Here is a 24,441-nt window from a genome sequence, read left to right as displayed (position 1 = left end):
CCATGTTTTTTTCATTATTTAAAGAGAATTTATGCTTAGCTATCGCCATATTTATCATGCAGGCAATCACGCCGATATATTGAAGCATTTGACTGTTAGTCAAATATGCCGTCATCTAATCAAGAAAGAGGCGCCTTTTTTCTACTTAGATACACATGCAGGCATTGGGCAATATTCTCTTAATTCTGAACAGGCACAAAAAAATAAAGAGTTTCATTCGGGTATTGCTCGTCTATTAACAGAAGACAATTTACCTGAGCCAATTGATGCGCTGCTCGATATCGTTAGAGAGATGAACCCTAATGATAATTTAGAGTATTATCCTGGTAGCCCAAAGATTGTCGATTACTACGTACGCCAAAAAGATAAGCTGCACTTATGTGAATTACACCCAAACGACTACCCAACATTGGCAGCCTTATTTCCAAATAAGCGAAAAGCAAATGTAGTAAAAGAAAATGGATTCGGCGCAGTAAAAGCCATGTTGCCGCCACCACAAAAGCGTGGTTTCGTGTTGATGGATCCACCTTATGAAGTCAAAAAAGATTATCAATATGTGGTTCAAGCGCTAGAAGATGGGCACAAGCGCTTTCCTCAAGGTACTTATGCAATTTGGTATCCAGTATTAAATCGTAAACAAGCAAACGATCTAATACGAGATGTAAAAAACACCAAAATTCGCAATGTACTTTTACTTGAGTTATGCATTAGAAACACAGAGAACGAACGAGGCATGGCAGGAAGTGGCATGATCATCGTCAATCCACCTTGGACACTCGAAAAAGAAGCCCAAGAGTTTTTACCTGTACTCAGCAAACTGTTAGCAGAAGACCATGAACCAAGCTTTCAAGCCACTTGGATCACACCTGAGTAATCTACACTACACAAGGAGAGCGTCATGAATACCCCTTTTGAACTGGCCTTTAAACACATGCCAACGCCTGCTTTTATAGTAGAAAGTAGTACAGGTAACTTGCTCTCGTACAACCAAAACTTTGCGGCTTTTTTCGATAAATTTCACGCCACACCTGCAATGACATGGGACACTCTGTGCGAAGATGCCTCAACATCTAGTAACTGGCAAAGCCTCAATGAAACCATTAAAGCAGGAAAAATTGATCGCTGTGAAAGCTTAATTCGAGTCGGTGACAAGCTTATTAATATGCAACTAGAGTTGCAGCATCTTGGAGAGTCTGTACTCGTTTGCATATATGACACAGACCACATGGATCTTTCTGTTGCAGAAAACACCTTGCTGAAATTTGCCCTTACTGAATCATCTGCCGGCCTTTGGATTTGGGAAACACATTCCGATCTAATTTCCTGTTCCAAGTCTATCGCTACACTACTTGGCTGCACACCAGAAGAAACACCAAGGTCCACTCTCGACTGGCATAACCGTGTTCATCCTGATGATGTGAAAAGACTAGATAAATTGGTAAATGAGCACATTGACCACAGCCAAGATTACTATGAAGTGGAATATCGCATCCGCAAATATGACCAAAGCTACCTTTGGGTTAAAGAGCGAGGTCGAACCTATACGCGAAATGCAGATGGCAAAATCAAAAAGATCATTGGTTTTATTGTCGATATTAGCCACCAAAAGGCGTTGGAAGAACACCTTAGAAACCAAGCGACTTTTGACGAATTAACAGGCCTATTAACAAGAGGCGCTGCGATTACCCATTTCACCAAACAATTAGGCTTAGCAAAGCGCCAATACACGCCATTAACCATGGCTAAGATACACCTTGATTCCAATAACCGCCTGTCAGAATTACCAATGGAAGAACGTAATATTGCGATTCAAACCTCTGCCAGACACGTCTATAAAAAGGTCAGGGAAGCCGATGTTTTAGCCCGCGTAGAAAGCGACAAACTACTGCTGCTTTTACCTAATACGAGCGTCAGAGATGCCAAACAGTTGCTTAACCATATAATCAATCCGAATGAAGAAGAACTGTCCATTTTATTAAATGGAAACGCAGATCCAATGGATTTATGCATTGGTATTGCGACCTTCCCAGAAGATGGAGAAAATATTGAAGAGCTTGCATTAAGTGCAAACCAAGCAGTAGAAGAAGGCCAAGCCAAACAACAAAAAATTGTTGTAAATTAAAACAGGATGGGTAACGCCATAACCTATATGGCATTACCCTCTACAATAAAGATTGACTAGCAAAAATCGAATCACTCTCCCTGTAGCGTTAAAACCATACGTCTAGCACCGCCATAATCACGATGCTCTCCAAGGTAAACCCCTTGCCATGTGCCTAGGCGTAATTCGCCATTTTTAATAGGAATCGTCAGAGATGAACCAAGCATGCTGGCTTTGATGTGCGCGGGCATATCATCGCTACCTTCATAAACATGCTCATAGTAAGGCTGATCTTCAGGCACCATGTGCGAAAAGTGACGTTCCATATCTCGGCGAACAGAAGGGTCTGCATTTTCATTGATGGTTAACGAAGCAGAAGTATGAAGAAGCTGTATATGCAATAAACCAATCGATACTGGCTTCATATCGTCCAACGCCTTCTCTATTTGCCCAGTAATCAGATGAAAACCACGACGCATCGCTGGTAATTGAAGTTCAACTTGTTGCCACATTTCTCGTTACTCTGCACTAACACGTTGATAAACGGAAAAACGGTAATCGTAAGGATTAGGTTCTTGCGCAGCAAACGCCTCTTCACCTATTAAGGAGTAAGACGACCAATCTACTTCTGGAAAAAACGCATCACCTTCTACATTTGCATCCACATGAGTGATGTAAAGACGATCCGCTTTTTCCAATGCCAACTCATAAATTTGTGCGCCACCAATTACCATGACTTCTTCTTGCCCATTCACCAGACAAATGTCTTCACCAAGTGAAATAGCATCTTCGAGCGATGTCACTACATCAACTCCTTCTGCCTGATAAGATGGGTCCCGACTAATCACTATATTGCGTCGACCAGGCAAAGGCTTACCAATGGATTCAAATGTTTTTCGCCCCATTACAATAGGCTTCCCCATGGTCGCTTGTTTGAAATACTTGAGATCATTCGGCAAATGCCAAGGCAGCGAGTTATTGATACCGATAGTTCGGTTAGTAGACATGGCGACAATAAGTGACAACATAAAAAGTACCTTAGAAGTAAATGCCATCCCCTCTAGACAATCCAAGAGAGAAGACTGATATAATCGATACCAATCATTATACCTATAGCGACTGTGATTGCATTTTCTCTATCTGCCACATTCGCACTCAGAAAAGGCATCACATGAAACAATACTTAGACTTATGCCATCGCATCATCAATGAAGGCGAATGGGTAAATAACGAGCGTACTGGCAAACGTTGTCTCACCGTCATTAATGCTGACTTAACCTACGACGTTGGCAAAGGAGAATTTCCACTCGTAACGACTCGAAAAAGTTTTTATAAATCTGCCATTGCTGAAATCATAGGTTATTTAAGAGGCTACGATAACGCCGCAGATTTCCGTGCACTTGGCACAAAAACATGGGATGCGAACGCGAACCAAAACGAAGTCTGGTTAAACAATCCTTATCGCAAAGGTGAAGATGACATGGGACTTTGTTATGGTGCCATTGGGCGTAACTTTCCAAAGCCGGATGGCGGCCACATCGATTTATTAAAGCAGATCATCGACGACTTAAGTCGAGGTGTGGATAACCGTGGGGAAATCCTTACTTTTTATCACCCGGGCGCTTTTCACATGGCCTGCTTACGTCCTTGCATGTACAGTCATCACTTCTCACTGCTTGGCGACACATTGTATCTAAACAGCACTCAACGAAGCTGTGACGTGCCTTTAGGCTTAAACTTCAATATGGTTCAAGTGTATGTATTACTGGCTATTGTGGCTCAAATTACAGGAAAGAAAGCAGGTCAAGCTTTCCATAAGATAGTGAATGCCCACATTTACGAAGACCAACTAGAATTGATGCGTGACGTTCAACTTAAGCGTGAACCTTATCCTTTGCCTAAACTCAAAATAAACCCTGAAATAAAAACGCTAAAAGACATAGAAACCTGGGTCACGATGGACGATTTCGAAGTCGAGGATTATCAACACCACGAAGCCATTGCTTACCCTTTCTCGGTGTAAGGCAAGCAGCTAAATCAAAACAGCCCCAAGAAGGGGCTGTTTTTTTATGCGTTCTGTGAAGATCAACTCTCACTAACTAACTGCAATCCAACAACACCGCCAACAATCATACATAAGCAAACAATCCTAGCTACACTTGCAGGCTCGTTCATAAATATCATACCGAACAGCACCAAAGCCGATGCACCAATACCAGTCCACACAGCATAAGCCGTCCCGACAGGGATGGTACGCATTGCTAAAGAAAGCAAAACGAGGCTAACCACAATTAATATGGCACTGATTATGGAAGGCCACAGTTTAGTAAAACCATCACTCTGCTTTAAACCAATGGCCCACAAAAATTCCAGTACACCCGCTATCACCAAATACACCCATGACATAAACTTTTCCTTAGTATTCTATTTACATTAAATCTAAGCATTCCCATTTAGATGATATTATTTCAGAGAAAAGCCAAAACACCCTTGAGAATATTTCTTTCCTATCAAGAAATGCAAAACATTGGCCAATCTGCTTTTAGAGGCTATATTTTACAAATAGGACAATGAAGTGTCTGAAATTAAAAAGATTTTTATCTCTGTAAGATTATTAGTCCTACAAAGCAAAAAGTCATAAGACATAAAGTAGCTAAGTAAGCGCACTTAACCAGAGCATAAGCAGCATTTGTGCTCTCTGCAATTCCATTTGAAATTGCACTTCTCAAGGGAATAAAGGAATATAAGAAAATATTGATCATCAGGTAAGTACTATATGTTGAATGGTAAAACGGTATTAATCACTGGCGGCACAGGTTCGTTTGGTAAAAAGTTTATTGAAACGATTTTAGACAGATACCCTGACGTCAAAAAAATTATCATTTACTCCCGTGACGAGTTAAAGCAATTCGAGATCAAACAAAAATATCCTCACAATGAGTTCCCACAATTACGCTTTTTTATCGGCGATGTACGTGACCGTAACCGCATGATTCAAGCTTGCGAGAATGTTGACGTAATCATTCACGCAGCAGCCATTAAGCAAGTCGATACCGCCGAGTACAATCCAACAGAATGCATTCGTACCAACATAGACGGTGCTGAAAATGTCATTCAAGCCGCACTATCTTGTGGCGTAAAAGATGTTGTTGCTCTTTCTACTGACAAAGCCTGCGCACCAATCAATTTATATGGCGCCACTAAACTAGCATCAGACAAGCTCTTCGCTGCTGCGAACAACATCAAGGGTTCTAAAGACATACGTTTTAGTATTGTTCGCTATGGCAACGTCATGGGCTCTCGCGGCTCAGTCATTCCCTTCTTTATGGATAAAAAAGCAGAAGGCGTCTTACCTATCACACATGAAGAAATGACACGTTTCAACATCTCTCTGCAAGATGGCGTAAACATGGTGATGTACGCATTAGGACATCATTTAGGTGGCGAGATTTTCATTCCGAAAATTCCATCTTATAAGATTTTAGACATTGCAGAAGCCATTGCACCAGAGTGTGAAATCAAAGTGGTCGGTATTCGTCCAGGTGAAAAGCTGCATGAAGAAATGATCACAGACACAGACTCGCTTAATACCATAGATTTAGGTAAGTACTACGCTATCTTACCTTCCGTTTCCTTTGTGTATAACGAAGAAGATTACATAAAGCACCACAAGGCAGAAAAAGTGCCCTTTGGCTTTCACTACAGCTCCGGCACAAATACCGAGTGGGAAACAATCGACAGTTTGAGAGCACAAATCAAAGAACATGTTGACGCCAATTTTGAGGTGTAAAAAAGCATGATTCCATACGGCAAGCAATCCATAACTCAGCAAGATATCGATGCTGTTGTTCAGGTTTTACAATCTGACTTTTTAACGCAAGGCCCACAAGTTCCCGCTTTTGAAAAGGCCCTAATAGCATCGACGGGAGCAAAACATGCTCTTGCGGTAAACAGTGCAACCTCTGCCTTGCATATTGCTTGCCTTGCCCTTGGGTTAGGGAAAGACGATATTCTCTGGACCACGCCAATTACCTTTGTGGCTTCCGCCAACTGTGGCTTATATTGTGGTGCTAAAGTCGATTTGGTCGATATTGACCCTCGTACATACAACTTATGCCCGAAGAAACTGGAAGAAAAGCTGATCGCGGCGGAAAAAGCAGGGGAATTACCGAAAGTTGTCATTCCAGTTCACCTGTGTGGACAACCTTGTGATATGCAAGCCATCTCTTTTTTGAGCAAAAAATACGGCTTTAAAATTATAGAAGATGCCTCACACGCCATTGGTGGCCGTTACTTAGAAAGCCCTATTGGTGCCTGTAAATATTCTGACATTACTGTTTTTAGCTTTCATCCTGTCAAAATCATTACCACGGCCGAAGGTGGCGCCGCGCTAACCAATAATGCCGATTTGGCAAAAAAGATGAATCTATATCGCAGTCATGGTGTTACTCGTGATGACCAACTGATGGAAAATACACCTCATGGCGGATGGTATTACGAGCAAGTGGCTCTGGGCTTTAACTACCGCATGACCGAGCTACAAGCCGCATTAGGTGTTTCTCAAATACAACGACTGGCTGAATTTGTCAGCGCACGCCACCAGCTTGCAGCTCGATACAATTCAGAATTAAAAAGCCTTCCTATCACACTCCCTTATCAACTTGATGATACCTACTCTGGCCTACATTTATATGTTATTCGACTCCAACTCGATAAGATAAATAAAAGCCACAAACAAGTGTTTGATGAATTACGAGCAAGCGGCATCGGCGTCAACCTTCATTATATTCCTGTGCATACTCAACCCTATTATCAAAAACTTGGGTTCAAGCAGGGAGACTTTCCAGAAGCTGAAAAATATTACACCGAGGCCATCTCAATCCCTCTTTTTCATGGTATGACACAAGATCAACAAACCGAAGTCATCAAGCAACTGACTCAGGTATTGGTAGAACGCCAATGAACATAGCCATTATTCCTGCACGCGGTGGAAGCAAACGCATACCACGTAAAAACATTAAACTTTTTCATGGTAAGCCGATGATAGCTTACTCAATTGAGGCCGCAAAAAAGTCAGGCTGTTTTGATCGCATTTTGGTTTCTACTGACGATGAAGAAATTGCTGAAGTGGCGAAAAAATGGGGTGCGGAAGTCCCTTTTATGCGACCTGAACACATTGCAGATGACTTTGCCACAACAATGGATGTCATGAAGCACGCCGTTGATTGGTGTGTTGAAGCAAAATGGCAGGTTGATAAAGTGTGCTGCATCTATGCCACCGCCCCTTTCCTATCCAGTGCGGCATTACAAGAAGGCTTAAGCAAACTAACAGACCCAAATGTACATTATGCTTTTAGCGCCACCACGTTCGCCTTCCCTATTCAACGTGCACTACTGGTAAATAAAAGCGGCCATGTTGAAATGATACAACCTGAACATAAAAACACGCGCTCTCAAGACTTACCAGAAGCCATCCATGATGCCGGACAGTTTTATTGGGGGCAAATGAGTGCTTACCTTCAACAAAAAGCGTTTTTTGGAGAGTCTTCAAAGGCCGTTATTTTACCGAGAAAGAACGTTCAGGACATAGACACCCAAGAAGATTGGGAACTGGCAGAAGCCTTGTTTTCAGCCATGAAGTTGGAATCTTGCTAACCCTTATTACTGAGCTGAACCTATTATGAATCCATTTATTACGATAGATAATCGAAAAATTGGCGCGGACTTCCCGCCTTATATCATTGCGGAATTATCCGCCAACCATAACGGTGATATTGAACGCGCTTTCGCCATCATGGAAGCCGCGAAAGCCGCTGGTGCTGACGCCATTAAATTACAATCCTATACTCATGAAACCATTACCATTGACGGTGAAGGTGAAGAGTTTCAAATTCATGGTGGTTTATGGGACGGACAAAGCTTATATGACCTTTATAAAGGCGCTCACATGCCATGGGATTGGCACCAACCTTTATTTGAAAAAGCCAAAGAACTCGAGATAACCATTTTCAGTTCACCTTTTGACTTTAGCGCTGTCGATTTATTAGAAGAACTGAACGCACCAGCCTATAAAATTGCCTCGTTTGAGCTTGTAGATTTACCTCTGATCGCGCGTGTTGCCAAAACAGGCAAACCAATGATCATGTCTACAGGTATGGCGAATCAAATTGAGATTCAAGAAGCCATCGATACCGCACGTGACAACGGCTGCAGCGAATTAGTCGTATTGCATTGCGTTAGCGGCTATCCCGCACCTGCTGACCAGTATAATTTAAGAACCATACCTGATATGGCGTCGCGCTTTAATGTTCTTGCAGGCCTTTCTGATCACACCATTGATAATGCAACAGCCGTTGCCTCTGTGGCACTTGGTGCTTGTTTAATAGAGAAGCACGTCACATTGGATCGCACTGGCGGCGGACCAGACGATAGTTTCTCCCTTGAGCCAAAAGAGCTAACTCAATTATGCCAAGACACGAAAACCGCATGGCAATCTCTAGGTCAAGTAAATTACGAAAAAACCGAAGCCGAGAAAGGCAACATTAAATTCCGCCGTTCACTGTATTTTGTGCAGGATATCAAGGCAGGTGAAGTCATTACCGATAAACATGTCAGAAGCATTCGTCCAGGCTACGGACTCGCGCCAAAACATTTAGATGACATACTGGGAAAAACAGCCTTGCAGGATGTCAGCTTTGGCACACCAGTAAGTTTTGAGGTGATTAAAGGAAAGTAATCTGACATCAAAAAACGGCGTAGTAATAAATTATTACCACGCCGCTTTATAAAACATCACGATATTCTATTAATAAAGATTAACCTTTTTCTTCTTCCGCTTCCGTTGTGTCAATCTTCTTAATCGTCCAGCCCATAACACCAAATAATATGGTGACTAAAGGTGATATCCAACAGAAGAAAGCGAATGGTAGATAAGCAATAGTGGCGACGCCCAAGGTAGCAGCTTGATAAGCACCACCTGAGTTCCAAGGCACTAGATTCGCTGTAACAGTTGCAGAATCCTCTACCGCTCTGGAAAGGTTTTCTGGCGCTAAACCGCGATCACGGTAGGCTTGAGCATAGGTTCTCGCCCCCATCACGATGGACATATATTGGTCACATAAAATCATATTAGAACCGATACAAGTCAATACTGTAGACACAACTAAAGAACCATTGGATTTCGCCAGAGTGAGTACTTTATCAGCGATGGCTTTCAATTGGCTGGTTCTTTCCATAATGCCACCAAACATCATGGCCGCAAAAACAAGGCTGATGGTGTACATCATAGAATCCATACCGCCACGAGTTAATAAAGCGTCCACGTCTTCATTGCCTGTTGCGCCTTCAAAACCACCAAAAGCAGCATTAATAAGTGATTCATAATTCGCATCTTGCAAGCCCACGGCAATCACCACGGCAGATAAAATACCAATGGTAATACCTGGAATCGCTGGCATTTGACGATAAGAAACGAACATTACCAATAAAGGCGGCAAAAGCATCACAATATTGATGGTGAAATTCTCATCCAATAGTGTGCGAATGGTATTAATACGCTCTATATTGCCTGCGGTACCTGCGTATTGAAGACTAATCACTGTTTCAATAATAAGAGTCAGAACAATGGAAACACCTGTTGTATAGGACATATGCTTAATGTGGGTGAATAAATCCGTTCCCGCTAAAGCTGGTGCCATATTGGTCGTATCAGAGAGAGGTGACATTTTATCGCCAAAATAGGCTCCCGATAACACAGCACCGGCCACCAAAGGCAAAGGGAAACCTAAACCAGAACCGATACCCATTAGGGCTACACCAATGGTTCCTGTCGTCCCCCAACTTGTTCCTGTTGCTAAAGAAGTAATGGCACAAATAATCACGGTTGCTGGCAAGAAGAAGCTTGGAGATAACACACTCAACCCATAGTAAATCAGAGTGGGAACCACACCAGCCAAAATCCATATACCAATTAAGATCCCTACAAGAATCAAAATAATCGTGGCTGGAAGTGCATTAGTGATACCACTTACCATGCCGTTTTGAATTGCACTCCAACTAAAGCCACAACGCATAGCCACGAGCGAAGCAACTACAACCCCCATTAACATTGGGATTTGCGGATCGAGACCATAAATAACGATAGAAACACTTATCCCCAAAACTAGAGAGACTAAAGATATTATGGATTCCCAGAAATACGGAGCACGAGCTCCAGAAGGAATATCAGTATTCATTGCTTTCCCCTTTTTTATATAATTTTTATAGACAGTTATCCCGAAAAACTATAGGAGCTATCGCAATTAAAATGCCAATATTTCAATGATTTAGGGAGAACAACGAATTAAATTAAATTAGAAAAAAGAGAATAACCTTGAATTATGTTTTAGATTTTTCAAGAAAACCGAGGAAAATTAGACAGCTTAAATAAAGCGAAAAATGAGTAATGAAATAATGAATCCTTTTAGGCCGAGCACCCTGAGGTTTGCTTTTATTTAGTGCGAATTAACAAAATCATCCATGCTGTTCGCAGCTTTTATCGACACGTTCAAAGAAGATAAAAACATAGCAAATAACTCCAAAAGAAGTGCTATCGCTATCTCGTCTTCTTTTAAATTAGTGTGTCTAAATCGACATGGGTGAAAGGCTTATTTTCTTCCATCACAACATAGCTATTGATCGTTGCAAGGTAATTTGAGCTACTAATAAGCTTGTTGTTGATCTGCAAATACTCTGGCATATCTCGACAAACAATCTTTAGGATCAAGTCACATTCACCACTCACTGTATAATATTCAACAATTTCGGGGATTGACTCGACTATTTCTTTGAAAGCTATAAATTCTTGATGTGTATGCCCCTTGAGATACACACTAGCAATGCAGGTCACAAAACGGCAGATTTTAAAGAGGTCTACCCGAGCATGATAGTTGCTGATAACACCCTCTTCTTCGAGGTGGCGTAAACGTAACAAGCAAGAGCTCGGCGCTAAATCCACTTGGCGAGCCAGCTCCTGATTCGTCACCCTACCGTCTTTTTGTAAGATATCTAAGATTTTATAATCGATACGATCAAGCTTCTTCATGCTTAGTAAACTCCCATACTAAGTTCGTTGAAATACATTTCAGGCAAAAGAGTTAATCTCAACCTATCATGAAAGCCTTATCGTCATAAAGTTAACTTGCCATCTGCGCTTTAGGATAGGTCTTGAATTTAAAACCAGCGATAATCAATGCTAAGCCAGCCGCCACCATAGGCAAAGATAACAACTGCCCTTGGGTAAACCAATCAAAAGCAAGATATCCGATTTGCGCGTCTGGTTGACGAACAAACTCTACAAGAATTCGGAAGATACCATAACAAAGTAAAAACATTCCGGAGACACAGTAACGAGGCTTGCTCTTTTGAGAGAAAAACCAAAGAATTGCGAAAAGTGCGACACCTTCTAATGCAAACTGATAAAGCTGCGACGGATGACGCGCCAATTGCAAAGGGTCATTTGGAAAAATCATCGCCCAAGACACATCCGTTGGCTTGCCCCACAGCTCTCCACCGATAAAGTTACCTAAACGCCCAGCACCAAGCCCTACTGGCACAAAAGGCGCTAGAAAGTCAGTCACATCAACAAGGTGTTTATTGTAGCGTCGAGCAAAAATAGCCATGGCAACAATGACACCAATTAGCCCGCCATGAAAAGACATACCGCCTTCCCAAATTCTGAATAAGCTTAAAGGGTCAGCAATCAGACCTGAGAACTGATAAAAGAACACATAACCAATTCGACCACCTAAAATCACACCTAAAGCGCCATAAAAAATGGCATCGCTAACCATTTCAGCAGTCCACAACCCACCAGATTTTTTGGCTCTATAGTTACCAAGCAAGTAAGCACTTGCAAAGCCAATAAGGTACATAATGCCGTACCAGTGGATGGAAATTGGTCCAAGTGATACTGCAATAGGATCAATATCTGGGTAAGCAATCATGTACAAGCCTTAAATAGAAATTATTGTATTGTCGTTTTAGTTGGACGAATTAAGCGCTCAATATTGGCTTCGCGCATTAATCGACTCATGGTTTGCGTTACTGCTTCAGCATGGGATAAATTCATTACTTCATTCAACATGCTTTGCGCCTGCTCCAAAGTAATGTTGCGTATGACAGCTTTCACTTTTGGCAAACTCGTAGAGCTCATAGATAACACGTCATAACCCATTGCCATTAGCAAAATAGCGCCCATTGGATCACCGGCCATTTCACCACAAACGCTCAGCCCTACACCTTCGTCTCTCACCTGATCAACAATGCTGTACAAGGCTCTTAGAACGGAAGGGTGAAACGAGTTGTATAAATCTGCAACCCGAGGATTGTTACGATCAACCGCCAACAAATATTGAGTTAAATCATTACTACCAACGGATAGGAAGTCTACCAAGGCTGCAAGTTCTTTGACCTGATAAACTGCTGCTGGCACTTCTATCATCACACCAACGGTTGGCATTTTGACGTTGTAACCTTCTTCTTTCACCTCAGCATAACCACGGCGAATAAGAGCTAAGGCTTCTTCAACTTCTGCGACGTTGGAGATCATTGGCAACATGATTTTTAAATTATGCAGATCCGCGCTAGCTTTTATCATGGCACGAATTTGCGCCATAAATATTTCCAAATGGTCGAGCGTTACTCGAATACCACGCCAACCTAAGAATGGGTTTTCTTCTTGAATAGGGAAATATGGCAAGGCTTTGTCACCACCGATATCAAGCGTCCTTACCGTAACTGGACTGGGCGCAAAGCCTTCCAATTGCATACGGTAAATTTGCACTTGCTCCGCTTCAGTCGGGAAACGGTCACGGACCATAAACGGCACTTCTGTACGATAAAGACCAATTCCTTCTGCACCACGATCCAATGAACGTGCAATGTCGGCAGATAACCCTGTATTTACATACAAGGCTAGGCGATGATTATCTAGCGTTTCACAAGGTAAATCTTTGAGCGTTTCATACTCTTCTTCTAGCAAACGCTCTTCATCAACGATTTGTTGGAAGTTTTCTTTCAGTGCTTCAGATGGCGAAGTGAAAATCTGTCCCAGATAACCATCTACAATCAGCTCAACTTTATCTAATTGAGCATAAGGCAAATCCAAGGCCCCCATCACGGTAGGAATCCCCATCGCACGAGCTAAAATCGCCACATGAGAGTTCCCCGATCCCATAACAGAAACCAGACCTTTGATTTTATCAATTGGAATTTCACCCAACATAGACGCAGTGAGCTCTTCCCCTACGATAATCGAAGGTTCACTAAAACGTTCAACCAAATTAGGGGCTTTTTCTTGTAAGTGAGACAATATTCGGCGACCAAGGTCACGCAGGTCAGATGCTCGCTCGCGCAAATATGGGTCGTCCATACGATTGAACTGACTTATATGAGCTTGAATAACTTGTCTTAATGCACCTTGCGCCCAGTTGCCGTCCTGAATCTTACGAACCACTTCTCCTGCAATAGAGTTGTCATCCAAGATTTTAAGGTACACGTCAAACAGTGCTTTTTCATCAGCTGAAAGATGCTGGCTAATACGGTTACTTGCTTTACGAATATCCTGCCTAACAGCCTCTAAGGCTTGATAGAAATCTTCAATTTCACCATCAAAGTCGGTAATTAATCGATCTGGGATAACATCTAAGTCAGCAGGGGGAAATACCACAACGCCACGACCAATGGTCACACCAGAACTGCCTGGCACACCTTTGTAGCGGAAATCTGCGCCGCCTTGCATAGTGTTCGCACTGAGACTCGCTATGGCGCCTGTCGCCTCAGCATGAGCAATAACACCTGCTAGCTGCGCGGACAAAGTAATAAGGAAGGCTTCTTCCCCTTCGTCAAAGCGGCGCTTGTCTTCATGTTGAACAACAAGCACACCTAAAACTTGACGATGGTGAATGATTGGCACACCAAGAAAAGAGCGATAACGTTCTTCCCCAGTACCACTGAGATAATGGAAAGAAGGGTGAATATGTGCGTCTTCTAAGTTAACAGGCTCTGCTCTGCGGCCAACCAAACTTACCAAGCCTTGGTCCGCTTTCAAGCTAACACTGCCAGCCACGTTTTCATTCAAGCCGCGCGTTGCCATTAAAACGTATTCGGATGTACTGCTGTCTACTAGATAAATAGAACATACTTCAGCACGCATAGAGCGGCGAACACGGCGGACAATAATATCCAACGCGGCGGACAAAGACTCCGCAGCCGTCACTTCTTGCGTAATACGTCTTAACAAACTTAACATAGTTTTCCTGTCAATTTATAAACCCAAAGGGGTTAAGTCCTTGGCTTTGTCCGCTTATCTAACCAGCTGTGTGCGCTTGGGATTAACTCTTTCAACGCCCTTCTATACACATCTTTTTTAAACGCCACTACTTGGCCTAGCGGGTACCAATAACTCACCCAACGCCAACCATCAAATTCTGGACATTCTGTTCCATCTACGCACACAGAAGCATCAGGGCAACGAATAGACAAAAGAAACCACTTTTGTTTTTGCCCTATACATAAAGGCTTACTATTGTGTCTTAGCATACGTTTAGGAAGACGATAACGCAGCCAACCGCGAGTTTTCCCTACAATTTCTACCTGATGAGGATCCAGCCCTACTTCTTCTTTTAATTCACGAAATAAAGCTTCTTCAGGTGTCTCGTCTGATTTAATGCCGCCTTGGGGGAACTGCCATGCGTTTTGTCCAACACGCCTCGCCCAAAGAAGCTGACCACGCTCGTTCATCAGAATGATGCCCACATTCGGTCTGTATCCGTCTGCATCAATCACGAGCTTTTACCTTCCAATATAAGAATAAATTAGATTCATTGTTCCATAATTCGCCCACTCGCACAATTAAGACTAATGTTATTTATTGTCGTCAGGGCTATAATCCATGCATATTTGAAGAATTGAGGAAAGCTTGTGACACTTGCAATATTTGATCTAGATGGCACTTTATTGAGCGGCGATAGCGATTATGCTTGGGGACAATTTTTAGTTGAAAAAGGGTTGGTTGATACGCAAGTTTATCAAGAAGCCAATGACAGATTTTTCTTAGAATACCAAGCTGGCACATTAGACATTCATGAGTACCTCGCTTTCAGTCTGGCTCCATTGACTCAATTTACCAGAGCACAACTCAATGAACTTCATAACACCTTTATGGAAGAAAAAGTCCGCCCTATGATGCAAACAAAAGCCGCGGATTTATTGAAGTACCATAAAGAGCAAGGGCATTTCTTGCTCATGATCACAGCAACAAACCAATTTGTTACTCAGCCAATCAGCGACGCACTAGGCATGGATCATATTATTGCGCCAGTGCCTGAAATTGTTGATGGTTACTACACAGGAAAAATCGTTGGTGTACCAAGTTTCCAAGACGGCAAAGTCACGCGCTTAAATGATTGGTTAGCCGAAACAGGGCATTCGATGGAAGGCAGTTATTTTTACAGTGATTCACGCAATGACCTACCATTGCTAGAGCTTGTTACTCATCCTGTTGCGGTTGATGCAGATGACACTCTGTCTAAGCTAGCCGAAGAACGAGATTGGCCACATATTTCTTTACGTAATTAAAAGCGAATCTAAAAAAAAGGAGCCGATTTATATCTGCTCCCTTTTTACGTTTTGCCGCTACAGCCCCATATTGTTATGGATTCTGTAAAATAAGGCTTTTAAGTATTCAGTCTCATCAATGGCTGGGTGAACCGGATGATCTGGCGCTTGTGTGCCGCGATAAATCAATTGAGAAAAGCGTTCTAATTGACGGCTGTTACTGCGAATAATTTCGTGTAAACGTGCTGTTTCCAAGTGCATAGAACATGAACCTGTCACCAAGATGCCACCTTTCGCGACCAATCTCATCGCCAATTGGTTTGCTCGGTGATAAGCCCCTTCTCCTGCTTTAATGTCTTTTCGACGAGCAATAAAAGCTGGAGGATCCATCACCACCACATCAAAGCGCTCTTTATCTTCAATCAAAGACTGCATCGCTTCAAACGCATCGCCATGCATTAAATTTGCATCGCCTTCGTATTGGTTTAGTTTTAGGTTTTCATCAACATGACTTAATGCGCTTTCAGAAGCATCGATGAAAGTCACATCTGTTGCACCTGCGGAAGCGGCCTGAACCCCCCAACCACCAACATAAGAAAAGACATCCAAGACGCGTTTTCCATCACAAAAACCTTGCATGGTTTTGCGATTTTCTCTGTGATCATAAAACCAACCTGTTTTCTGACCATCCCAAACTGGCGCTTGGAATAAAACATCGTTTTCCTGTAAGAAAACTGTCTCAGGCACGGTTCCAAAAGCTTCTTCTACATAGCTTTCCAAACCTTCTATTTGGCGCATCTTGCCATCATTTTTCATAAGAATAGCGGATGGTTTCACAACATCTTGCAGTGCTTCAATGATTTCGTTTTTAACACGCTCCATACCAGCGGTTGATATTTGAACCACCAAAATGTCAGCAAAGCGATCAACAACCAATCCAGACAAGCCATCAGAATCACCAAACACCAAGCGATAATAAGGCGCAGCGTAGGTCATTTCACGTAACGACAACGCAATTTTAAGACGGTGAACCAAAGTTGACTTATTTAATACTGTGTCTGTGCTACGACTAATCAGGCGTCCACAAATCAATGCATTCGGGTTAATCGTCGCAATACCAAGCGGTTTGCCTTGTGCTGTTTCAACCACAACCTGATCGCCTGGGGCAAATTGTTTTAATGGCGTTTCTGAAGTATTTACTTCATTACTATAAATCCATTGATGCCCAGCTCGAATACGACGATCAGCCTGACCTTTTAGTCGAATAACACTCACAATTATCACCCAGTAAATTAAAAAAACGTTATTATAGTGACTCTATACTCAATTGCTACGAATTACATACTTAGTGTAAAACTAGTTAAAGAACAGTTATTGGCTTTGAACAACGTATCTTTATGACAAACCTCTTAAACGAAAGCGAACTTAAGCACATTCTGCAAGGCATCAGCATTCCACCTCAACCTCAAATCTTGGTGGATTTGCAAATGGAGCAGGCCATGCCAGATCCTGATATGGGCTTTATTTCGTCCGCCATATCGCAAGATGTTAGCCTTTCTGCTGCTGTTCTTAAGTTCGTCAATTCAGCTCATTTTAATCTTGAGAAAAAAAACCACCTCCATCCAGCAAGCTGTCATGATGCTAGGAGCGGATAGCTTAGCAAGCATATTGAATAGCATTGCGGTGAAAAGTGAGTTATCCGACGACAACATAAAGTCATTGCATAGCTTTTGGGATACAGCGACAGACGTCGCAACAATCAGCGCCAGTATCGCCGATCAACTCAACTTCAAATTTAAAGACGAATGTTACGCGCTAGGATTATTCCACAACGCTGGTATTCCTTTGATGCTAAAACGCTTTGACGGTTATAAAGAGGTTTTACAGCAAGGTTACCAAGATCCAAATTTCTTACTAACGGACCTTGAGAATCAAGCCTTTAAAACCAACCATTCTGTGGTTGGCTATTTTCTGGCGAAGTCTTGGGGATTACCAAAAAGCTGCTGCTCCGTTATTGCAAAACACCACAGAATAGATCGCCTATTCAACAACAGAGTACCTGGCGATGGTCTTTATCTCACTTTTGCAGCTATCCTAAAAATGGCGGAACACATTGCTTCTGTGCATAAACACATAGGAGAAGCCAGTGAAGACTACGAGTGGCAACAAATCGGCCACTACGCCTTAGATCACTTAGATTTAACAGAATATGACTTCGAAGGGATAATAGAAGTATGTCACGAGCAAGGCATAGGAATAGCCTAAAAAGCTAGCAACAGAATTGGCGCTAGCGGGGAAACATCACAAGATGGTCAAGGTGTACCGTCAAACCAATTTCTTGCCCTACATGATGATTGTGATGTGACGACGCGAAACAATACACAACCTTGCCAGAAGACAGCTTTACTCGATACAGAAAGTGCGACCCTCTAAACCACTTACTCACAATAACACCAACAAACTCACTGTCGTCATCATGCAAAATATCATCTGGTCGAATCAATAAATCCACATCCGTATTGTCGGCAAAGCCATGATCTAAATCTCCATGAATGTTGCCTAAATCAGAATGCACGCAATCTGGACCACAAACCGTCGCGGGTAAAAAGTCACCGTGTCCAATAAAGCTCGCCACAAAACGCGTTTCTGGCTGATGATAAACTTCATAAGGTGAACCTGTTTGATGAATTTCACCTGCATCCATGACAGACACTTGATCCGCCATTGCAAAGGCTTCCATCTGATCATGCGTTACCAACAATGCACTCATCTTTTCATGCTGTAATATTTCACGAATATCAGGCACTAGCTCTTCTCTCAGCTTGGCATCAAGACCAGAAAAAGGCTCATCCATCAAAAGTAATTTGGGCTTTGGCGCCATAGCACGAGCCAAGGCCACACGCTGTTGCTGACCACCTGAAAGAGAGTGCGGGTAACGAGCTTGAAAGCCAGATAAACCAACCAAATCTAATAAATAATCCACTCGCTCGTTTGCTGCTTTCTTTGGCCAAGCTGTCAATCCAAAAGCAATGTTCTGGGCAATCGTCAGATGAGGAAATAAAGCAATATCCTGAAATACCATACCAATATGACGTTCTTCGGGATTGATGGTAATAGATGGACTGGAAATAATCTTTCCATCTATTTTGATTTCACCAGTCATCAAGGGCTCGAAGCCAGCAATAGCTCGTAATAATGTCGATTTCCCGCAACCACTCGGGCCAAGCAAGCAACCAATTTGGCCTTCTAAAAGCTGAAATGACGCCTCTTTAACAATCGCGCCACCATCATAACCCACAGTCACATTGGTTAAGGTCATTTCTTTTAATTTCTCATGGGAAGGTAACGACGTCATATACAAACCTATTTAGAAAATTCAGCACGAGAGGAAATAGAACGGCTCAAGAGTATGACTGGCGCCAGTCCCACCAGCACTATCATTAAGGATGCTGGCGCAGCATCAACTAACCTTTCATCCGACGCTAATTCAAATGCTCTAACAGCCAAGGTGTTAAAGTTAAAAGGTCGCAACACCAAGGTTGCAGGTAACTCTTTTAATACATCAACAAAAACAATCAGCATGGCCGTAAGTACAGAACCTTTCAGCAAAGGAACATGAATTCGAGCCAATACTTTTGCGGGCGTCATACCTAATGATCGTCCAGCCATATCCATACTCGGCTTAATCTTACCAAGCCCGTTTTGCACAGCACCTAACGACACCGCCATGAAACGCACCGTATAAGCAAACAAGAGCGCAACTAATGTGCCAGAGAAAATCAGACCGACTCTTTGGTCTGTGTACTGCTTCATGAAATCAATAATTCTATGATCAAGCCAAGCTAATGGCACAATTGTTCCAATTGCGATAATGGTTCCAGGTAAGGCGTAGCCCATTCCAGCAATACCAATAGAGGCTCTAACACTCACTCCTCGGTTTAGACGTATTGCATAACTCAAAACCAATGCAAGCCCTACGGCAATCATGGCAGCCAAAGCAGCTAAATATAAAGAGTTCCACGCCAACTGAACAAATTTCGAATCAGGCACTTCGGCCTTAAACAGCGCCCAATACAACAGAATCCCCACAGGAATAAGAAAACCAAACAAAATTGGCAACCAACAAACAAGGTAGGTGAAAAAGACACGACTCCCTGTTAATTGAATTCGTCGATTACTGGCTTTCCTTAATCCTGAAGCATGATAACGAATACGTCGACGCGAGTGCTTTTCTAATAAAATCAGCACAATCACAAATAACAGCAGAATCCCCGCTAATTGAGAGGCTGCCATTACGTCACCAAATCCGTAGAAAGTACGCAGAATTCCCGTTGTAAAAGTATTCACACCAAAGAACTGAACCGTTCCGTAATCAGCTAATGTTTCCATCAATACCAGAGTAAGCCCTGTCACAATGGCCGGACGAGCAAGAGGTAATGCCAACTTAAAAAACGCGGCTCGACTTGAATAACCAAGCGTACGACTCACTTCTAAAGTGTTTTCAGATTGTTCTAAAAAGGCCGCGCGGCTCATCAAATAAACGTAAGGATACAAAACTAAAGTCAGCATGACGATCGCACCACCTAAGGAACGAACTTCAAAGAACCAATATTCTCCGTAACTCCAGCCAGTTACTGAACGAATAAAAGTTTGTACTGGCCCAGCGAAATCAAAAATTCCCGTATAGGTGTAAGCGATAATATAAGCCGGCATGGCCATTGGCAAAAGCAAAGCCCAAGACAAGAGTTTACGGCCGGGGAAATCGCACATACTGGTTAGCCAGGCGCAAGGGACGCCAATTGCAAAAGCGCCAATCCCCACACCTAACATTAAGAGAAGAGAGTTTTGAATGTAATCCGCTAGAACCGTTTCATAAAGGTGACGCCATACATCGCCATTACCGATCAGGACATTCACTAATACGACTAATATAGGTAATGCTAAAATCGCCGCAATCGAAACTGCAGCGATTTTTAACCAGTTACATTTAAGCCTACGGGCTGCACTGGGAGAAGTGGAGTCAACCATTAATAATATAAGCTCACTTTAAAGAGGACGTTATTTCCAACCGCCTAGATCCATTAATTCAACTGCCGCTCGGTTGTTCACACCTAACGTACTCAGCGAAATCGTATCTGCTCGGAACTCGCCAAATGGCTCTAACATTTCTGGCGCGCTTGCTCCTTCCACAACAGGATATTCATTGTTTACATGAGCATACCATTCTTGTGACTCATGGTTGGTTAGAAATTCTAGCAATAGAGTTGCATTCTCTACATTCGTTGCCGCCGCAGTTAAACCAGCACCACTAACATTCACATGAGCGCCACGATCGTCTGCTGCTTGGTTAGGCCAAAATGGTTTAACGTTTTGATAAACTTCTCTTTCGCTTGCATCTGTACTTTGACCAAGACGGCCATAATAGTAAGTGTTCGCTAACGTCAGATCACAAACCCCAGCATTAACTGCTTTTAGAAGGTCAACATCACCACCGAATGGAGGACGAGCCAAATTAGACACCAAACCTTTAATCCAAGCTTGTGTTTTTTCTCGGCCATCCACTTCTAACATGGAAGCAACTAAAGACTGGTTATAAATATTTGCCGATGAGCGAACACAAATACGCCCTTTCCATTTTGAGTCAGCAAGATTTTCATATGTTGAAAGGTCTGCTGGAGAGACTTTTTTAGGGTTATAAAATATCACTCGAGCACGTTGTGATAAGCCGTACCAATAACCATCTACATCACGTAAATGACTCGGAATGTTCGCATTAAGCACTTCACTGTTAATTGGCTTCAACACACCGGCTGTTTTCGCTCGGTACAAACGACCCGCATCCACAGTAATAAATACATCGGCTGGGCTAGCATCACCTTCTGCTCGTAATCGGCTCAGCAAGGCGTCCGCAGAACCAGTAATAAGATTCACAACAACGTCGTGTTCTTTTGAAAAGGCATCTAAAGCCGGTGCAATCAACGACTCTTTACGAGCAGAATAAACATTCACTTCACCTTGAGCCTGAACATTGGCAGAAAGCACTAAAGAGGATGTAAGAGCAAAAAAGCCCATACTATTTAGAAAGGATGTAGAACCTATTTTTTCGACTATTGCGCGTAACTTTGTTGGCATAAAAACTTTCCACCTAGCTCAAGATTCACCCCAGAATTGAGCCTTTAAAAGGCCTATTAGGAGTGCGTAAGTCATTAAATTTGAGACAAGAAATTAACACAGGCTAAGAATGAACACTAGCGATTCTCATTTAAGAATAAGGAAAAAAATGTTGTTTTACTGTGTTCAAAATTTGAAGATAAAAAGCCTATTAATTATACAGTTAAGGAAGGTGCGAATAAGTCTTCTGAGCTTCAGTCTTATCAGAGAAACAGTCTATCAAGGCAAGAGTGAGCAGGAATGTTAATACCTTTCAATCACTCTTAACGCAGAGAGGCCGTTTCTCTGAAAGACCCGAAAGGCGTGGGCTAAACGCTTTTTATTCTTTGTTAAGCTTCTTGCCAATATGTTCATATTGGACTGCGAAGTTTGCCTCGAATAATAAAGGTTTATCCACACGCTGAAGCCAGTGGACTTGTTCGCACCTTCCTTAATCAAGCAACTGATTCAATCCATCACTGATAATAAGCGCATCATCAAGCTCGTAAATAATACCTTCTGAAAGACCTGCAGCCTTTGCAACAGCAATCGGGAAACCTTCACGAATCAGGTCAGAATCACGTTCTGCACGAATACAGGCATTTAAATAGCAAGCCAAATTCAAAACACACGATAAAGGCTGCGGAGGATCAAGTTCAAATGGTCTTGGGTGGTGCTTTACTGCATAGCCAATCGAAGACGGAAACTTCCATAAATCCATCAATGCTTTACCCGCATCTTGAGAAGTAAAGCCCAGTAAGTCTAGCTCGGCTTTCACAAAACCAGCCTTACGATTCACAACCAACTGTCGAATTTCTCGTGCAGTGTCTGGAATAGTAAGGTGCAACAATAAACGCCCGATGTTATGCACGATACCCACCGTAAAAGCTTCATCCGCTTCAACCAAAGAAGTACGTTTGGCGAACCATTGGGATAGTTCTGCCACACGAAACGAATCCGCCCAAAACTCTGGTAGCTTAATGCCATCTACTTTTGCTACGGAATTTGAGAAGCCAGACGCAATAACTAAGGTTTTAAGCTTATCAATTCCCAACAAAACCGTTGCTTCATCAATCGATGAGATTTTTCTCGATAAGCCAAAATAAGCAGAGTTCACAACACGCAGAACTTTCAAGGAGATAGTTTGATCATGAGTCACTTTTTCTGAAATGTCTGCATACTTAACATTAGGATCGTTAAGCATTTGAATCAATTCACGCACAACATCCGGTACATTAGGCAACTTATCAGTGTTCTTTAAAAGTTCTTGGACTTGCATACTTCTGCACCTTTGTTTTCATTGGTTTCATGTCAAAAACGCGATTGCTTTATTCTGCCAAATACCGCGATTAAATACTTTATTTAATTTACGTCATGAAAAAGACGCTAAACCTGCAGCACGGGCAATCAACTTTTTCTTCAAGGATGTGTTGCAATCGAAGCTTTTCATTCCGGTATTTCTCAGCTGAACGACAAATGGATGCTGAGTCGAGAACAAACGTTTAAAGGTTTCCATTCCCGCAGCCATAACAACATTATCTAACATGCGTGCTCGCTGATAGCGCCTTAAAACTTTGCTTGAGCCAAGGTTCTCACCACGTTTATGCGCTTTACTTAGAACATCCACCAAAGCTTTCACATCTGAGAAGCCTAAGTTTGCTCCTTGTCCTGCCAGCGGGTGAATGGTGTGAGCCGCATCACCAATCAAAGCAATACCGGATTTAACATATTCTTTCGCGTGTCTTTGACGAAGAGGAATAGCTTGGCGAGAGCGCGTGATCGACAGCACATTAAAACGCCTGTTAATAGCGTAGTGTACGCGTCGACAAAATGCATCATCCGATAACGCCTTGAGAACACTTGCTTCTTCAGGTGGCACACACCAAACGATTGAAACAAAGTGTCGGTTATCCACGGCAGGCAAAGGCAAAAAGGCCAACACCCCCTCTTCACCAAAACTTTGCCATGCAGTGTTGTTATGAGGTTGATCTATCTCAATGGTTGCGGCAATCGCAGTATGGCCGTAATCCCATTCTACTGTCGAAAAGTCATTTTCTGAACGCAGTTTGGAACCACCACCATCGGCAGCGATTAAAACTTGCGACGTCAGTCGATCGCCCGATTGTAAGTCTACTTCTGCTCCGTTCTCACTTAATTCATGCGACACCAAAGCATTGTCAAAATACAAATCGATATTTTGATTGTCTTGTATTTGCACCATCATTTGTTGACTCAAGACGGTGTTCTCAACCAAGTCGCCTAGCTCAGGCATGGCAGCAGAGCCAGCGTTAAAATCAATATAACCTGAGCCTAATCCATCCCAAACCACGATATTGTCGTAGGTTGCCACTCGCCCTTGAGGAATGTTTTGCCAGACGTTAGCGGACTCTAATAAAGCTTTTGATTGGCTGGAAATAGCGCTTACTCTGGCATCGTAAGCTGGCGGGACAGACAAAGTGTAATCGCCGTTGTGTTTATCAATCAACGCCACTCGCAAAGAAGATTTAGCCAAAAGAATCGCCGATAGTGCGCCAACCATTCCAGCACCAACTATGATTACATCGTACGATTTAGCCATGTGTCTAACACTCCAC

At 42.6% G+C, this 24,441-nt stretch carries 24 protein-coding genes; 10 read left to right on the top strand and 14 right to left on the bottom strand.

The annotated features are described in order from the left end of the window. The first annotated feature begins 31 nt into the window (after positions 1-31). A complete protein-coding gene (locus ACMUMQ_RS07795; RefSeq protein WP_414681426.1) occupies positions 32-874 on the top strand; it encodes a 23S rRNA (adenine(2030)-N(6))-methyltransferase RlmJ in 843 nt (280 codons plus the stop codon). A gap of 24 nt (positions 875-898) precedes the next feature. After that, positions 899-2,122 carry a sensor domain-containing diguanylate cyclase gene (locus tag ACMUMQ_RS07790; protein WP_414681425.1) on the top strand — a complete coding sequence of 408 codons (1,224 nt, stop codon included), beginning with the start codon at positions 899-901 and terminating at the stop codon, positions 2,120-2,122. 71 nt (positions 2,123-2,193) lie between these two features. On the opposite strand, the gene ACMUMQ_RS07785 is transcribed toward ACMUMQ_RS07790, so the two are convergent. Both ACMUMQ_RS07785 and folA read right to left on the bottom strand, forming a co-directional pair. Beyond that, on the bottom strand, positions 2,194-2,613 hold the full coding sequence (locus ACMUMQ_RS07785; RefSeq protein WP_414681424.1) for a secondary thiamine-phosphate synthase enzyme YjbQ: 420 nt from the start codon (positions 2,611-2,613) through the stop codon (positions 2,194-2,196). Positions 2,614-2,619: 6 nt separating this feature from the next. Further along, the gene (folA, locus tag ACMUMQ_RS07780) at positions 2,620-3,129 is read right to left on the bottom strand and encodes a type 3 dihydrofolate reductase (RefSeq protein WP_414681423.1); all 510 of its coding nucleotides are present in this window, start codon (positions 3,127-3,129) and stop codon (positions 2,620-2,622) included. 143 nt (positions 3,130-3,272) lie between these two features. Between folA and ACMUMQ_RS07775 the strand changes: the two genes are divergently transcribed. Further along, positions 3,273-4,124 (top strand): thymidylate synthase, encoded by an 852-nt coding sequence (locus ACMUMQ_RS07775; protein WP_414681422.1) that lies wholly within the window; start codon positions 3,273-3,275, stop codon positions 4,122-4,124. A gap of 62 nt (positions 4,125-4,186) precedes the next feature. Here ACMUMQ_RS07775 and ACMUMQ_RS07770 read toward each other — a convergent pair whose 3' ends face one another. Further along, positions 4,187-4,507, bottom strand: coding sequence for a DMT family transporter (locus tag ACMUMQ_RS07770; protein ID WP_414681420.1), 321 nt, complete (start codon positions 4,505-4,507; stop codon positions 4,187-4,189). A 370-nt stretch (positions 4,508-4,877) separates the two neighbouring features. Between ACMUMQ_RS07770 and pseB the strand changes: the two genes are divergently transcribed. From pseB to pseI, 4 genes are read left to right on the top strand one after another with little or no spacing between them, the layout of a single operon-like run. Continuing rightward, positions 4,878-5,891, top strand: coding sequence for a UDP-N-acetylglucosamine 4,6-dehydratase (inverting) (gene pseB, locus ACMUMQ_RS07765; protein WP_414681419.1), 1,014 nt, complete (start codon positions 4,878-4,880; stop codon positions 5,889-5,891). A gap of 6 nt (positions 5,892-5,897) precedes the next feature. Further along, a complete protein-coding gene (pseC, locus tag ACMUMQ_RS07760; RefSeq protein WP_414681418.1) occupies positions 5,898-7,064 on the top strand; it encodes a UDP-4-amino-4,6-dideoxy-N-acetyl-beta-L-altrosamine transaminase in 1,167 nt (388 codons plus the stop codon). Next, positions 7,061-7,756, top strand: coding sequence for a pseudaminic acid cytidylyltransferase (gene pseF, locus ACMUMQ_RS07755; protein ID WP_414681417.1), 696 nt, complete (start codon positions 7,061-7,063; stop codon positions 7,754-7,756). Before pseC ends, pseF begins: the two co-directional genes overlap by 4 nt. A gap of 25 nt (positions 7,757-7,781) precedes the next feature. Continuing rightward, positions 7,782-8,837, top strand: a complete 1,056-nt coding sequence (gene pseI, locus ACMUMQ_RS07750; RefSeq protein WP_414681416.1) for a pseudaminic acid synthase — start codon at positions 7,782-7,784, stop codon at positions 8,835-8,837. 79 nt (positions 8,838-8,916) lie between these two features. Here pseI and nhaC read toward each other — a convergent pair whose 3' ends face one another. The 5 genes from nhaC to ACMUMQ_RS07725 form a co-directional block, all read right to left on the bottom strand. Beyond that, complete coding sequence (gene nhaC / locus ACMUMQ_RS07745; protein ID WP_414681415.1) at positions 8,917-10,335, bottom strand: Na+/H+ antiporter NhaC; 1,419 nt, start codon at positions 10,333-10,335, stop codon at positions 8,917-8,919. 374 nt (positions 10,336-10,709) lie between these two features. Continuing rightward, complete coding sequence (locus tag ACMUMQ_RS07740) at positions 10,710-11,183, bottom strand: Lrp/AsnC family transcriptional regulator (RefSeq protein ID WP_414681414.1); 474 nt, start codon at positions 11,181-11,183, stop codon at positions 10,710-10,712. A gap of 91 nt (positions 11,184-11,274) precedes the next feature. After that, positions 11,275-12,084, bottom strand: coding sequence for a prolipoprotein diacylglyceryl transferase (lgt, locus tag ACMUMQ_RS07735; protein WP_414681413.1), 810 nt, complete (start codon positions 12,082-12,084; stop codon positions 11,275-11,277). 20 nt (positions 12,085-12,104) lie between these two features. Next, complete coding sequence (gene ptsP / locus ACMUMQ_RS07730; RefSeq protein WP_414681412.1) at positions 12,105-14,390, bottom strand: phosphoenolpyruvate--protein phosphotransferase; 2,286 nt, start codon at positions 14,388-14,390, stop codon at positions 12,105-12,107. A gap of 32 nt (positions 14,391-14,422) precedes the next feature. Further along, a complete protein-coding gene (locus ACMUMQ_RS07725; RefSeq protein WP_317005042.1) occupies positions 14,423-14,926 on the bottom strand; it encodes an RNA pyrophosphohydrolase in 504 nt (167 codons plus the stop codon). Positions 14,927-15,061: 135 nt separating this feature from the next. On the opposite strand from ACMUMQ_RS07725, the gene ACMUMQ_RS07720 reads away from it, so the two are divergent. Next, positions 15,062-15,718: a histidinol-phosphatase gene (locus tag ACMUMQ_RS07720; protein WP_414681411.1), complete on the top strand. Its 657-nt coding sequence runs from the start codon at positions 15,062-15,064 to the stop codon at positions 15,716-15,718. A gap of 57 nt (positions 15,719-15,775) precedes the next feature. Here ACMUMQ_RS07720 and ACMUMQ_RS07715 read toward each other — a convergent pair whose 3' ends face one another. Further along, on the bottom strand, positions 15,776-16,972 hold the full coding sequence (locus tag ACMUMQ_RS07715) for a class I SAM-dependent rRNA methyltransferase (RefSeq protein ID WP_414681410.1): 1,197 nt from the start codon (positions 16,970-16,972) through the stop codon (positions 15,776-15,778). A 122-nt stretch (positions 16,973-17,094) separates the two neighbouring features. On the opposite strand from ACMUMQ_RS07715, the gene ACMUMQ_RS07710 reads away from it, so the two are divergent. Both ACMUMQ_RS07710 and ACMUMQ_RS07705 read left to right on the top strand, forming a co-directional pair. Then, positions 17,095-17,352, top strand: coding sequence for an HDOD domain-containing protein (locus ACMUMQ_RS07710; RefSeq protein ID WP_414681409.1), 258 nt, complete (start codon positions 17,095-17,097; stop codon positions 17,350-17,352). Further along, positions 17,333-17,962 (top strand): HDOD domain-containing protein, encoded by a 630-nt coding sequence (locus ACMUMQ_RS07705; protein ID WP_414681408.1) that lies wholly within the window; start codon positions 17,333-17,335, stop codon positions 17,960-17,962. Before ACMUMQ_RS07710 ends, ACMUMQ_RS07705 begins: the two co-directional genes overlap by 20 nt. Before the next feature lie 22 nt (positions 17,963-17,984). Here ACMUMQ_RS07705 and ACMUMQ_RS07700 read toward each other — a convergent pair whose 3' ends face one another. The 5 genes from ACMUMQ_RS07700 to ACMUMQ_RS07680 form a co-directional block, all read right to left on the bottom strand. Beyond that, the gene (locus ACMUMQ_RS07700) at positions 17,985-19,052 is read right to left on the bottom strand and encodes an ABC transporter ATP-binding protein (RefSeq protein ID WP_414681407.1); all 1,068 of its coding nucleotides are present in this window, start codon (positions 19,050-19,052) and stop codon (positions 17,985-17,987) included. Positions 19,053-19,060: 8 nt separating this feature from the next. Beyond that, positions 19,061-20,725, bottom strand: coding sequence for an ABC transporter permease (locus ACMUMQ_RS07695; protein WP_414681406.1), 1,665 nt, complete (start codon positions 20,723-20,725; stop codon positions 19,061-19,063). Positions 20,726-20,755: 30 nt separating this feature from the next. Further along, positions 20,756-21,769 (bottom strand): Fe(3+) ABC transporter substrate-binding protein, encoded by a 1,014-nt coding sequence (locus ACMUMQ_RS07690; protein WP_414681457.1) that lies wholly within the window; start codon positions 21,767-21,769, stop codon positions 20,756-20,758. A 529-nt stretch (positions 21,770-22,298) separates the two neighbouring features. Beyond that, positions 22,299-23,126, bottom strand: a complete 828-nt coding sequence (locus ACMUMQ_RS07685; protein WP_414681405.1) for an HDOD domain-containing protein — start codon at positions 23,124-23,126, stop codon at positions 22,299-22,301. 93 nt (positions 23,127-23,219) lie between these two features. After that, positions 23,220-24,425 (bottom strand): UbiH/UbiF/VisC/COQ6 family ubiquinone biosynthesis hydroxylase, encoded by a 1,206-nt coding sequence (locus ACMUMQ_RS07680; protein ID WP_414681404.1) that lies wholly within the window; start codon positions 24,423-24,425, stop codon positions 23,220-23,222. Positions 24,426-24,441: the final 16 nt, after the last annotated feature.

This window comes from Marinomonas algae (assembly GCF_047525555.1).
GTDB lineage: Bacteria > Pseudomonadota > Gammaproteobacteria > Pseudomonadales > Marinomonadaceae > Marinomonas.
Note: the sequence above shows the minus strand (reverse complement) of the source record. Positions and strands in the feature narration are given on the sequence as shown.

Bases quoted from the DNA above. Each gene is read 5' to 3' on its own strand.
- ACMUMQ_RS07795 (WP_414681426.1), top strand. From the start codon at position 32: ATGCTTAGCTATCGCCATATTTATCATGCAGGCAATCACGCCGATATA.
- ACMUMQ_RS07790 (WP_414681425.1), top strand. From the start codon at position 899: ATGAATACCCCTTTTGAACTGGCCTTTAAACACATGCCAACGCCTGCT.
- ACMUMQ_RS07785 (WP_414681424.1), bottom strand. From the start codon at position 2,613: ATGTGGCAACAAGTTGAACTTCAATTACCAGCGATGCGTCGTGGTTTT.
- folA (WP_414681423.1), bottom strand. From the start codon at position 3,129: ATGTTGTCACTTATTGTCGCCATGTCTACTAACCGAACTATCGGTATC.
- ACMUMQ_RS07775 (WP_414681422.1), top strand. From the start codon at position 3,273: ATGAAACAATACTTAGACTTATGCCATCGCATCATCAATGAAGGCGAA.
- ACMUMQ_RS07770 (WP_414681420.1), bottom strand. From the start codon at position 4,507: ATGTCATGGGTGTATTTGGTGATAGCGGGTGTACTGGAATTTTTGTGG.
- pseB (WP_414681419.1), top strand. From the start codon at position 4,878: ATGTTGAATGGTAAAACGGTATTAATCACTGGCGGCACAGGTTCGTTT.
- pseC (WP_414681418.1), top strand. From the start codon at position 5,898: ATGATTCCATACGGCAAGCAATCCATAACTCAGCAAGATATCGATGCT.
- pseF (WP_414681417.1), top strand. From the start codon at position 7,061: ATGAACATAGCCATTATTCCTGCACGCGGTGGAAGCAAACGCATACCA.
- pseI (WP_414681416.1), top strand. From the start codon at position 7,782: ATGAATCCATTTATTACGATAGATAATCGAAAAATTGGCGCGGACTTC.
- nhaC (WP_414681415.1), bottom strand. From the start codon at position 10,335: ATGAATACTGATATTCCTTCTGGAGCTCGTGCTCCGTATTTCTGGGAA.
- ACMUMQ_RS07740 (WP_414681414.1), bottom strand. From the start codon at position 11,183: ATGAAGAAGCTTGATCGTATCGATTATAAAATCTTAGATATCTTACAA.
- lgt (WP_414681413.1), bottom strand. From the start codon at position 12,084: ATGATTGCTTACCCAGATATTGATCCTATTGCAGTATCACTTGGACCA.
- ptsP (WP_414681412.1), bottom strand. From the start codon at position 14,390: ATGTTAAGTTTGTTAAGACGTATTACGCAAGAAGTGACGGCTGCGGAG.
- ACMUMQ_RS07710 (WP_414681409.1), top strand. From the start codon at position 17,095: ATGACAAACCTCTTAAACGAAAGCGAACTTAAGCACATTCTGCAAGGC.
- ACMUMQ_RS07705 (WP_414681408.1), top strand. From the start codon at position 17,333: ATGATGCTAGGAGCGGATAGCTTAGCAAGCATATTGAATAGCATTGCG.
- ACMUMQ_RS07700 (WP_414681407.1), bottom strand. From the start codon at position 19,052: ATGACGTCGTTACCTTCCCATGAGAAATTAAAAGAAATGACCTTAACC.
- ACMUMQ_RS07695 (WP_414681406.1), bottom strand. From the start codon at position 20,725: ATGGTTGACTCCACTTCTCCCAGTGCAGCCCGTAGGCTTAAATGTAAC.
- ACMUMQ_RS07690 (WP_414681457.1), bottom strand. From the start codon at position 21,769: ATGGGCTTTTTTGCTCTTACATCCTCTTTAGTGCTTTCTGCCAATGTT.
- ACMUMQ_RS07685 (WP_414681405.1), bottom strand. From the start codon at position 23,126: ATGCAAGTCCAAGAACTTTTAAAGAACACTGATAAGTTGCCTAATGTA.
- ACMUMQ_RS07680 (WP_414681404.1), bottom strand. From the start codon at position 24,425: ATGGCTAAATCGTACGATGTAATCATAGTTGGTGCTGGAATGGTTGGC.